General features: G+C 73.0%; 13 protein-coding genes. 7 read left to right on the plus strand and 6 right to left on the minus strand.

Translation table 11 applies throughout. The features are described from left to right. Window positions 1-117 precede the first annotated feature (117 nt). A complete protein-coding gene (locus tag BLT76_RS26025) occupies window positions 118-258 on the plus strand; it encodes a hypothetical protein (protein ID WP_170867239.1) in 141 nt (46 codons plus the stop codon). A 75-nt stretch (window positions 259-333) separates the two neighbouring features. On the opposite strand, the gene BLT76_RS24100 is transcribed toward BLT76_RS26025, so the two are convergent. Further along, a complete protein-coding gene (locus tag BLT76_RS24100; protein ID WP_090860855.1) occupies window positions 334-618 on the minus strand; it encodes a Fe-S cluster assembly protein HesB in 285 nt (94 codons plus the stop codon). 108 nt (window positions 619-726) lie between these two features. Between BLT76_RS24100 and BLT76_RS24105 the strand changes: the two genes are divergently transcribed. Further along, the gene (locus BLT76_RS24105; protein ID WP_090860856.1) at window positions 727-1,164 is read left to right on the plus strand and encodes an OsmC family protein; all 438 of its coding nucleotides are present in this window, start codon (window positions 727-729) and stop codon (window positions 1,162-1,164) included. Continuing rightward, on the plus strand, window positions 1,164-2,042 hold the full coding sequence (locus BLT76_RS24110; RefSeq protein WP_090860857.1) for an oxidoreductase: 879 nt from the start codon (window positions 1,164-1,166) through the stop codon (window positions 2,040-2,042). The genes BLT76_RS24105 and BLT76_RS24110 overlap by 1 nt, the downstream gene beginning before the upstream one ends. Before the next feature lie 131 nt (window positions 2,043-2,173). On the opposite strand, the gene BLT76_RS24115 is transcribed toward BLT76_RS24110, so the two are convergent. The 3 genes from BLT76_RS24115 to BLT76_RS24125 are packed head-to-tail and all read right to left on the minus strand — an operon-like array spanning window position 2,174 to window position 4,802. Further along, a complete protein-coding gene (locus BLT76_RS24115) occupies window positions 2,174-2,890 on the minus strand; it encodes a peptidylprolyl isomerase (protein ID WP_090860858.1) in 717 nt (238 codons plus the stop codon). 23 nt (window positions 2,891-2,913) lie between these two features. Beyond that, complete coding sequence (locus tag BLT76_RS24120; protein ID WP_090860859.1) at window positions 2,914-3,969, minus strand: alanine racemase; 1,056 nt, start codon at window positions 3,967-3,969, stop codon at window positions 2,914-2,916. Then, window positions 3,966-4,802, minus strand: coding sequence for an aldo/keto reductase (locus tag BLT76_RS24125; protein ID WP_090860879.1), 837 nt, complete (start codon window positions 4,800-4,802; stop codon window positions 3,966-3,968). The genes BLT76_RS24120 and BLT76_RS24125 overlap by 4 nt, the downstream gene beginning before the upstream one ends. An 18-nt stretch (window positions 4,803-4,820) precedes the next feature. Between BLT76_RS24125 and BLT76_RS24130 the strand changes: the two genes are divergently transcribed. Then, entirely contained in the window at window positions 4,821-5,597 is a 777-nt protein-coding gene (locus BLT76_RS24130) for a pentapeptide repeat-containing protein (RefSeq protein WP_090860860.1), read from the plus strand. Here the strand turns inward: BLT76_RS24130 and BLT76_RS24135 are convergent. Next, a complete protein-coding gene (locus BLT76_RS24135) occupies window positions 5,594-6,031 on the minus strand; it encodes a hypothetical protein (RefSeq protein ID WP_090860861.1) in 438 nt (145 codons plus the stop codon). The two genes, BLT76_RS24130 and BLT76_RS24135, sit on opposite strands and share 4 nt — an antisense overlap. A 2-nt stretch (window positions 6,032-6,033) precedes the next feature. Next, window positions 6,034-6,264, minus strand: coding sequence for a hypothetical protein (locus tag BLT76_RS24140; protein WP_090860862.1), 231 nt, complete (start codon window positions 6,262-6,264; stop codon window positions 6,034-6,036). A 43-nt stretch (window positions 6,265-6,307) separates the two neighbouring features. Between BLT76_RS24140 and BLT76_RS24145 the strand changes: the two genes are divergently transcribed. The 3 genes from BLT76_RS24145 to BLT76_RS24155 all read left to right on the plus strand — a co-directional run. After that, entirely contained in the window at window positions 6,308-7,177 is an 870-nt protein-coding gene (locus tag BLT76_RS24145; protein WP_090860863.1) for an LLM class F420-dependent oxidoreductase, read from the plus strand. A 16-nt stretch (window positions 7,178-7,193) separates the two neighbouring features. Then, entirely contained in the window at window positions 7,194-7,889 is a 696-nt protein-coding gene (locus BLT76_RS24150; RefSeq protein WP_170867240.1) for a sortase domain-containing protein, read from the plus strand. A 62-nt stretch (window positions 7,890-7,951) separates the two neighbouring features. Continuing rightward, window positions 7,952-8,356: sigma-70 family RNA polymerase sigma factor (locus tag BLT76_RS24155; protein WP_280139660.1), on the plus strand; the 405-nt coding region annotated here is incomplete at its 3' end.

The raw sequence follows: 8,356 nt of genomic DNA on the forward strand, positions 1-8,356 counted from the left end.
GGCGGGTGGTGCACGTCACCGCTCCGGGGATTCAGGTCCGGCGGTTCCGGCCGACGTACTCTGTAAGAGACAAAGACGTCGATGGCCCATGACGGGGCAGAGAGTGAAGCGCACCCCATGCACACCGAGATCCACCTGGCCCGCGGCATCGTCGAGGGCCGGATCCAGCGTGGTCAGGGGGCGGCCCAGACCCGCGACCTGACCGTGGTCCGCGAGGCGGCCCGCCGCCTCCGTCGTACGACGCGCCGGGAGCGCTGAGCGCCTCTCGCGCGACACACCAAGGCCCGGGCCCGCCGTAGCGGAACCCGGGCCTTCGCGTCGATGGGGGAGCGGCTAGGCCTGGAGCCCGAGCGCGAACTCCACCTTCCCGGAGGGATCGACCGCGGCGTCGAGGATCTTGTCGTCGAGCATCACCGCGGCGGTCTCGTCGAGGTAGATCGTGGCCCCCGACTGCTCGACCACCTGGTCACCGGGCTGGGCCTGGTCGGCCGCGCTGACGGCGAAGGCCGGCTCCGGCGCGTTCTCGGAGGTGATGCGCAGTCCGGCGGTCTCCGGGAGGCCGGGCTGGGTGGAGATGTCCTTGACGATCGTGCTGGCGTTCTCGGTGAGGGTGAGCATGAACTCGCCTTCCGATTGGCGGGCAGGTCGCGTTCCACGCAACCCGGTCCGTTCCCGGGATTCAAGTCGGGCCGCGTCCCGGGCGTGTCGGTCTGGCAGTCTTCGGCCATGAGCGAGCAGCCCGAGACCTACCGCACCGTCACCCTCGAGAGCACCGGCGACTTCACCTTCGCCGCCACGAACGTCCGCGGGGGAGTGCTGCCGGTCGGCAGCGGCGACGACGACAGCTTCACGCCCGTCGAGCTGCTGCTGGTGGCCCTCGCCGGCTGCGGGGCGATCGACCTCGAGCACCTGACCGGCAAGCGCGCGCCGTTCGCGTCCTTCGCCGCCCGCAGCGAGGGCCACAAGGTGCGTGACGAGCTCGGCAACCACCTGGTCGACCTGCGGGTCACCTTCGACGTGACCTTCCCCGAGGGCGACGGCGGCGACAAGGCCCGCGCGTTCCTGCCCCGGGCCCTGGAGCAGATCGAGGGACGGCTCTGCTCGGTCGGGCGCACCGTCCAGATCGGCGACCCGGTGCGGTACGTCGCGGGCCCGGTGGAGTGATGGGCCGGGTCCGACGCTGGGACGCCGTACCCCGTCAGGACGGACGGCGGTTCGTCGTCACCGGCGCCAGCGGCGGCATCGGCCTCGAGACGGCGAAGGTGCTGGCCGACCGGGGTGCCCGCGTCACCCTCGCCGTGCGCAACGCCGCGAAGGGCGAGCAGGCGGCCGCGCAGATGGCCGGTGACGTCGAGGTCGCGCTGCTCGACGTGAGCTCGCTGGAGTCGGTGCGGTCGTTCGCCGACGCGTGCGGCGAGGTCGACGTCCTGGTCAACAACGCCGGCGTGCTGGGCCTGCCCTTCTCCCGCAGCGTCGACGGCTTCGAGCTGCAGCTGGCCACCAACCACCTCGGCCACTTCGCGCTGGCCAACCTGCTCCTTCCGCGCATCACCGACCGCGTCGTCGTGGTCTCCTCGCGCTCGCACCTGACCGGCGACCTCGACCTCGACGACCTGCTCTGGGAGCGCCGGCGCTATCAGCCGTACGCCGCCTACGCCGCCTCCAAGCTGGCCAACATGCTGTTCCTCGCCGAGCTGCAGCGCCGGCTCACCGCGGCCGGGTCGACCCTGCGCGCGACCGGCGCGCACCCGGGCTCGACGGTCACCGCGATCACCGCCAACACCGGCAGCCCGCTGAAGACCCTCGTCGGCCGCTACGGCCACCCGCTGGTCGGCATGCCCGCGGCCCAGGGCGCGCTCCCCACCCTCTACGCCGCGACCATGGACGTCCCCGGCAACACCTACGTCGGCCCGCACGGCCTCGGCGAGATGCGCGGCTGGCCGACGGCCGTGGGCCGGAGCCAGCGCGCCCTCGACCCCGACCTGGCCAAGTCCCTCTGGACCCGCTCGGAGGACCTCACCGGCGTCCGCTTCCCGTTCTGACGCGGCGGTTGCGCCCGCTATCCGGACGCGCCGCAGCTGTAACGCGATGTTCGCCGCACTAGGTACGCGCTGCAGCGCGTCTCCAGTGCGGCGAACATCGCGTTACAGCACCGCCCGCCGACCCGCCGACCTCAGTCCAGCGTGACCGAGCTGATGTCGATCGGGGTCTTCGGGGCGCCGTCGGGGCCGCCGTCGGCGGTGCCGGCGGCAGCGGCGTCGGCGACCAGCTGGTTGCTGGCCTCGTCGATCGTGCCGAAGACGGTGTACGACGGGGGCAGCTGCGTGTCGGTGTAGCAGATGAAGAACTGCGAGCCGCCCGAGTTCGGGGCGCCGGTGTTGGCCATGGCCAGGGTGCCGGCGGGGTAGTCCTTGGTCTGCTCCAGCTCGTCCGGGATGGTGTAGCCGGGGCCGCCGGTGCCGGTGCCGGTCGGGTCGCCGCACTGCAGGACGCCGAAGCCGGGGCTGGTGGTGACCCGGTGGCAGGTGGTGTCGTCGAAGTAGCCCTGCTCGGCGAGCGAGACGATCGAGCCGACCGTGCACGGCGCCGCGTCAGCGTCGAGGGTGGCCTTCAGGTCGCCCAGGCTGGTGGCGAAGGTGACCGCGACCTGGCCGCTCACGGTGGCGTCGGCCGGAGGGGGCTCGACCTCCTTGGCCGCACCCTGCGGGTCGGTCGGGTAGTCGCAGGAGACCCCGGTGCCCTCGCCCGCCGGGGCGGACGAGCTGGACGAGGTCGACGATCCGGGGTCGGTGCCCGTGCCGGCGCTGGAGTCGTCGTCGCCGCAACCGGCGAGGAGGGCCACGGAGGCGAGAGCGGCGAGCACGGCGAGCGGGCGCTTCAGGGAGGACATGCGGCCGATCGTAGGGGAGCGGCTCACGCGTTCCGGCCGCGGGCCGTGACCGACCAAGGCTCCAGTCCGTCCCCGGACGCGGCCCAGAGGACGTCGTGCAGGTTCACCGCGGCGCACACGTGATTGGGGACCACGTCCACCGTCGCGCCGAGCGGCGGGAGGTCGGCCCCGGCCAGGTCGACGACGGCGTGGTGCTCGGAGAGCAGCACGACCCGGGCGTCGTCGTACGACGGGAGCCGGCCCCAGCCGGTGGCGTACGGCGCGCGGTCCGCCCCGAGCGCCTTGCTTCCGGCGTCGAGGACCAGCCGTCCGCCCGCGTGGCTGACCACGGTGGCCCGGCAGGTCAGGGCGATGTCGGTCGGCCCGGTGACGCCGAGCTCCCACTGCTGGGCGTCGCCGAAGACGTAGACGCCCGGACGGAGCTCGGTCAGCACGTCGGGGTCGGCCGCGGCCAGGCTCGGGGTCGAGCCGCCGCTGAGCACGCGTGGCTCGATCCCGACGGCCCGGAGGGACGCGGCCGCACCGACCAGGGCCGCCGCCTCGTCCGCCGCCGCGGCGGCCCGTCCGGCGGGTGCGTAGCTGTGCCCGGGGAAGGTGAAGACGCCGCGCACCGGCAGTCCGGCCCGCTCGGCGGCGGTCGCGATCGTCCCGGCGTCGTCCGGAGCGACGCCCGTGCGGTGGTGGCCGCTGTCGACCTCGACCAGCACCTCGACCCCGGTCCCGCCCAGCAGCCGGCCGGCCTGCTCGGCGCCGGTCACCGAGTCGACCCCGATCGCCACCACCGCCCGCTCGGCCAGCGCTCGCAGCCGGGTCGCCGCGGAGTCGTCGACCCAGAGCGGGAACGCCACGAACAGGTCGGAGCAGACGTCGGCGAAGGCCTCGGCCTCACCGACGGTGGCCACGGTGAGACCGACCGCGCCCGCCGCCAGCTGGCGGCGGGCCACCTCGGGCGACTTGTGGGTCTTGGCGTGCGGCCGCAGCGACACCCCGGCCGACACCGCGCCCGCCGCGACGCGGCGGAGGTTCGCGTCCAACCGCTCGACGTCGACCCGCAGGTACGGCGTCCGCGGGCCGGTCACATCTCCTCGTGGGTGTCCGGGTCGCCGTCGAAGAGCCGCCCGTCCGCCCGCCCGAGCGCGGTGATCGCCTCCGTCTCGTCGCCGGTCAGGTCGAAGGAGAGCAGGTCGAGATTGGCCCGCTGCCGCTCGACCGTCGCCGACTTCGGAATGGGGACCGAGCCGAGCTGGAGCTGCCAGCGCAGGATGACCTGGCCGGGCGTGACGCCGTACTTCTCGGCGGCGGCGGCGACGGGCGGCTCGGTGAAGGGCGCCTGCCGCTTGCCGAGCGGGCTCCACGACTCGGTCTGGATCCCGAGGCGCTCGTGGACCGCGCGCAGCTCGCGCTGGGGGAAGTAGGGGTGCAGCTCGACCTGGTTGACGGCGGGCGTCACGCCGGTCTCGGCGATGATCCGCTCCAGGTGGGCCTCGGTGAAGTTCGAGACGCCGATCGAGCGGACCAGGCCCTGCTCGCGCAGGTCGACCAGCGCGCGCCAGGCCTCGACGTACTTGTCGACGCTGGGGTTGGGCCAGTGGATGAGGTGCAGGTCGAGGTGGTCGAGACCGAGTCGCTCCAGCGAGGCGTGCACGCTGGCGACGGCGTCGTCGTACCCGTGGTGGCGGCCGGGCAGCTTGCTGGTCACGAAGAGCTCGTCGCGCGGCACCCCCGAGCGCCGGATCGCCTCACCGACCTCGCGCTCGTTCTCGTAGTTCACGGCCGTGTCCAGCAGCCGGTAGCCGACCTCGAGCGCGCTGACCACGGCGGCGATCCCGTCGTCGCCGGTCAGCGGGTAGGTGCCGAAGCCGACCCCGGGAATGGCGCGGCCGTCGTTCAGGGTGCGAGTGGGAACGCTCATGTGCTCCACCCTAGGAGGATGATGCGAGCCGTGGACCTGGCCTCCGACTGCTCGCGCTGCTTCGGGCTGTGCTGCACCGCCCTGCCCTTCCGGCGCTCGGCCGACTTCGCCTTCGACAAGCTGCCGGACACGCCGTGCCGGAACCTGGGGGAGTCCTACGGCTGCGGGATCCACACCACCCTGCGCGCCGACGGGATGACGGGGTGCACGGTCTTCGAGTGCTTCGGGGCCGGCCAGCACGTCGCCCAGGTCACGTACGGCGGGGTCTCGTGGCGAGAGGAGCCCGGGACGGCCTCCGAGATGTTCGCGGTCTTCGCCCGGGTGCGCGACCTGCACGAGCTGCTGGTCCTGCTGCAGGAGGCCCGAGGCCTGGGCGCCGAGGTCGACGACCTGCACGACCGGGTGGCCGCGTTCGCCGCGGGCGACCCGGCGACGGTGCTGTCGGCGGACCCGTTCGCGCTGCGCGACGAGATCGGCCCGCTGCTCGACGCGACGAGTCGGGCCGTGCGCGGTGCCGGACCCGACCACCGGCACGGTGACCTCTCCGGTACCGACCTGCGGGCCCGGGACCTGCGCCGGGCCGACCTGCGCGGAGCGCTGCTGTTGGGCGCGGACCTCCGCGACCTGGACCTGGACCGCGCCGACCTCCTGGGGGCCGACCTCCGAGGTGCCGACGTCGGCGGGACCGACCTCTCACGAGCGCTGTTCCTGACCCAGCCGCAGGTGAACGCGGCGCGGGGGAGCGACACCACCCGGCTCACCGCCCGGCTGAAGCGGCCGGGGCACTGGGGCTAAGTGCCGCCCTCCGGGGTCGCGGCGTGCCGCTCGAGGCCCTCGGTACGCCGGTCCTCCTTCATCTCGGCCTCGAACAGGTGCCGCTTCCCGGCGACCAGCTCGTCACGGGCCATCCGTTCGAGGTCCTTGAAGACGGAGTAGTAGCCGTCGTCGTACTCCTCGACGACCTGGAAGGACCACCGGCCCTCGAGGATGTTGCGGCCGACCAGCTCCCGCTCGATCCGGTCGGCGAGCTCGAGGTGGCCGGCCTCGCGGAGCTCGTCGACGGCCTCGCCGAGGGTCAGGTCGGCGGTGCCGCTGAGGCGGTGGAAGGAGTAGAGGAAGCCACGCGCGGCCTCGACCGCCTCCAATGCCTCGGACAGCGTGCCGAGCGCGCTGACCGTCGCGTCGGAGACGCCCTCGGGACGTCGGTGGGCGGCGTCGGGACCGGACACGGTCAGGACGACAGGACGTCGGCCGCCGAGACCGCGCCGTGCTCGGACTCGATGGCATCGGCCAGCTTCTCGATCTCGTCCTCGGTCAGCTCGACGCCGACCTCGGTGGCGCCCTTGCGGAGCTCGCTGGCCACGGTGCCCTCGGTGGCGCCGTCCTGCCAGGAGCTGACCCGGTCGACGACGGCCTGGACGGCCTCCAGCTGGACCGCCCGCTCACTGCTCTCGTTGCTCATGAGCGGGCGGTAACCCTTCACCACCGGGGCTAACCTCGCCCTCATGGACGTCGGCATCCACTACGCGAACTTCTCCCACCCCGGCTGGGACCAGCGGCTGGCCGATCGGCTGACCGAGACGGCACGGGTGGCCGACCAGGGCGGCGCGTCGCTGCTGACCGTGATGGACCACTGGTTCCAGATGGAGGACCTGGGTGGCCCGGCCGAGCCGATGCTGGAGGGCTACACCACCCTCGGCTACCTCGCCGCCGTCACCGAGCGGGTCCGGCTGAGCCTGCTGGTGACCGGGACGACGTACCGCCACCCGGGCCTGCTGGCCAAGACCGTCACCACCCTCGACGTGCTCTCGCGCGGTCGCGCGATGCTCGGCATCGGCGCCGCCTGGTACGACCGGGAGCACCGGGGCCTCGGCGTCCCGTTCCCGCCGCTGAAGGAGCGCTTCGAGCGGCTCGAGGAGGCTCTCGAGGTCTGCCTCCAGATGTGGAGCGACGACGACGGCCCGTACGACGGCGCCCACTACCGGCTCGCCGAGACCGTGAACGTCCCGCCGTCCGTCCAGCGGCCGCACCCGCCGATCCTGATCGGCGGCTCCGGCGAGAGGAAGACGCTGCGGCTGGTCGCCCAGCACGCCGACGCCTGCAACCTGTTCGGCGAGTCGCCGGAGGTGGTCGCCCACAAGCTCGACGTGCTGCGCGGCCACTGCGACGACCTCGGGCGCGACTACGACCGCATCGAGAAGACGATCATCGCGATGGCCGACCCGCTCACGGACGTCGACGCCTTCCTCACCTCCATGGAGGCGTACGCCGCGCTCGGCATCGCGCTGATCACCCTGGTGCCCGGCGGCGACGACCCGGTCGCCTGGACCACGGAGCTCAGCGAGAAGGTGCTGCCCCGTCTTGGGCAGGTCTGACCTCCACCGCCGGGGCGTGCTGCTGCTGCTCGCCCCGGTCCTGGTCGCGTGCTCGACCACGGAGGACTCGTCGTCCCGGCGCGAGCCGGACCCGCGGCCGCCGTCGTCCGCCGTACCCTCCGCGCCGGCGGCGCCGTCCTCCACGCCACCCGTCGAGCCCGCGCCGAGTACGACGGCGGAACCCGGCCCGGTCCCCAGCGACGGGACCCCGCGACGCGCGACCCTGAGCATCCCCGGCCTCGACCTGTCCGGTCTGGTCGTCGTGCCCTACGAGGGCTTCACGGACGACGCCCCCGGGACCGCGATCCAGGACCGGGGTCGGGCCGCGAGCCCCCACGGACCTCGGGGCGGCACCGGTCCGGGCGGCGTGGGCAACTACCAGGTCACCGCGCACCGGCTCTCGTCCACGCGGGCGTTCGAGTTCCTCCCGAGCCTGCGCCGCGGCGATCGCGTGCACGTCGAAGCGGGCGGGGTCCGCTACACCTACCGGATCACCGCGACCCGCGAGACGTCCTTCCGCTCCCCGCGGTCGCTGCGCGAGCAGCGCGCCGCCGTCCCCGGTCGGCCGGGGGTCGAGCCGACCCGCGCCATGATCACGCTGTCGACCTGCGCGACCATCGAGGACCACGCCGCGGGGAACTACTGGTCGGACGAGTTCGACAACCCCGAGCACCGCATCGACAAGATCGGCGTGCTGGTGGCGGTCCAGTGAACTTGATCATTCCTTGACGGTTCTTTGCCTGTTCTCAGAATCACATCGTTTGGAATATTCCCATGACGCAGACGACGGCCCTTCTCGATGCCGCCCCTCTCTCCACGGTTCTGGATCTGGACGCGGCGAACGTGTTGGCGGAGATGCACGTTCCGTTGGTGGCGCACCTGGTGCGCGAGACGATGGCGCGGGTGCCGTCGCATGTGGATCGGGATGATCTGCGTTCGGCTGGTCTGGTGGCGCTGGTGAAGGCGTCGCGTTCGTACGACGAGTCGCGGGGGGTGGCGTTCGGTGCGTACGCCGCGTCGCGGATCCGGGGTGCGTTGCTCGACGAGCTGCGGTCGGTGGACTGGGCGTCGCGGTCGGTGCGTCGTAAGAGTCGTGAGATCGAGGAGACGCGCAACCGGCTGGCCTCGGCGTTGGGTCAGTTCCCCGACGATGCCGCGGTCGCGCAGGCGCTGGGGATC

This window comes from Nocardioides lianchengensis, assembly GCF_900101465.1.
In the GTDB taxonomy this organism is placed as follows: domain Bacteria; phylum Actinomycetota; class Actinomycetes; order Propionibacteriales; family Nocardioidaceae; genus Nocardioides; species Nocardioides lianchengensis.

Coding starts and splice junctions, on each gene's coding strand:
- BLT76_RS26025 (WP_170867239.1), top strand. CDS start 118: ATGCACACCGAGATCCACCTGGCCCGCGGCATCGTCGAGGGCCGGATC.
- BLT76_RS24110 (WP_090860857.1), top strand. CDS start 1,164: ATGGGCCGGGTCCGACGCTGGGACGCCGTACCCCGTCAGGACGGACGG.
- BLT76_RS24125 (WP_090860879.1), bottom strand. CDS start 4,802: ATGAGCGTTCCCACTCGCACCCTGAACGACGGCCGCGCCATTCCCGGG.
- BLT76_RS24115 (WP_090860858.1), bottom strand. CDS start 2,890: ATGTCCTCCCTGAAGCGCCCGCTCGCCGTGCTCGCCGCTCTCGCCTCC.
- BLT76_RS24130 (WP_090860860.1), top strand. CDS start 4,821: ATGATGCGAGCCGTGGACCTGGCCTCCGACTGCTCGCGCTGCTTCGGG.
- BLT76_RS24105 (WP_090860856.1), top strand. CDS start 727: ATGAGCGAGCAGCCCGAGACCTACCGCACCGTCACCCTCGAGAGCACC.
- BLT76_RS24100 (WP_090860855.1), bottom strand. CDS start 618: ATGCTCACCCTCACCGAGAACGCCAGCACGATCGTCAAGGACATCTCC.
- BLT76_RS24140 (WP_090860862.1), bottom strand. CDS start 6,264: ATGAGCAACGAGAGCAGTGAGCGGGCGGTCCAGCTGGAGGCCGTCCAG.
- BLT76_RS24145 (WP_090860863.1), top strand. CDS start 6,308: ATGGACGTCGGCATCCACTACGCGAACTTCTCCCACCCCGGCTGGGAC.